Raw genomic sequence first — 1016 nt, 5'->3', positions numbered from 1 at the left:
TGTCGCTTTCTTGCAATTGCCATAAGACACCCTACTTGTTTTTTATACTGATGAAAGCCTAGTACTACGTTTGCTAAACTGCAAAATTAAGATGGGTGTCCTGTTTATTCCGTTTATTCTTTCCTTTCGTTGAAACTCTGGAAAATTAAGCCAGTACCTTTTGGCAGTGACTCCATTACCAAATCGTCAAACCACCAACAAACGAATTCACTTTTATAGTCGATATATTCAACTTTTCGGGCAAACTCTTTTTGTTCAGAGGTAGATGATATGAACTTTAGTATTCCTAGACACAAATCCCTGAATTCTATTGCCGTACTATCCATAGCTACCTAACGCCTCAATCACGCGCTTGTCGCTTGCATTGAATTGTTAGCCGAAAACTGCCGCGAACCTAGCATGTAAGCAGCAATACCGAACCAACCCATTGTCGGGATGGCCCATACACGCTGTACCAACCCATTAATTTCTGACGGGATGAAGCCAGCATAGATCAGCCAAAACATGAACACATGCAGGAACGACGCTGCTGAAAAAAGTTCAAACGAAGGCGACTTGATGATATTTTTAAACTCAAGCGAATACGCAAGAGGTGCGATAATCATGAAGATTGACAGGTTGTAGAGCAAGTGCAGGGGCGTCTCTAACGTCCAAACTCCCGCACTGATCATGCTAAGACCAAGCAATAAAACAGATGCCATGGAAAAAGAAACACGACTAGGTGTGGTCAGCTGTATTCCAAGGGCAAAAAGGCACATGGAGATGCCGATCACGATATCCCCAACCCTGTGTGTATATGCAAATACAGGCGCTTCAAGTGCGACATGACTGATGCTCTTGGCAAAAACATCGAATCCAGGGATAACAAAGCCAAGGCCAATGTTGATAATCGAAGCGATCCAAATCAGGTGCGCCTGCTTTACTAAAGCTCTTACAAAAAAACTCACTGAATCTCCTTATCAGCTAACTTTTCAATAACGGGCGCAGGCACGTAGGGCATAATGGCGAAGCCGCCC

At 43.7% G+C, this 1016-nt stretch carries 1 protein-coding gene; it reads right to left on the bottom strand.

What is annotated here, in order from left to right:
* Positions 1–344: 344 nt before the first annotated feature.
* A complete protein-coding gene (locus B4F91_RS17070; RefSeq protein WP_286936808.1) occupies positions 345–947 on the bottom strand; it encodes a DUF998 domain-containing protein in 603 nt (200 codons plus the stop codon).
* Positions 948–1016: the final 69 nt, after the last annotated feature.

This window comes from Pseudoalteromonas sp. UBA6610 (assembly GCF_002433295.1).
Lineage (GTDB): Bacteria > Pseudomonadota > Gammaproteobacteria > Enterobacterales > Alteromonadaceae > Pseudoalteromonas > Pseudoalteromonas atlantica.
This window is presented reverse-complemented; position numbering and strand designations above follow the sequence as displayed.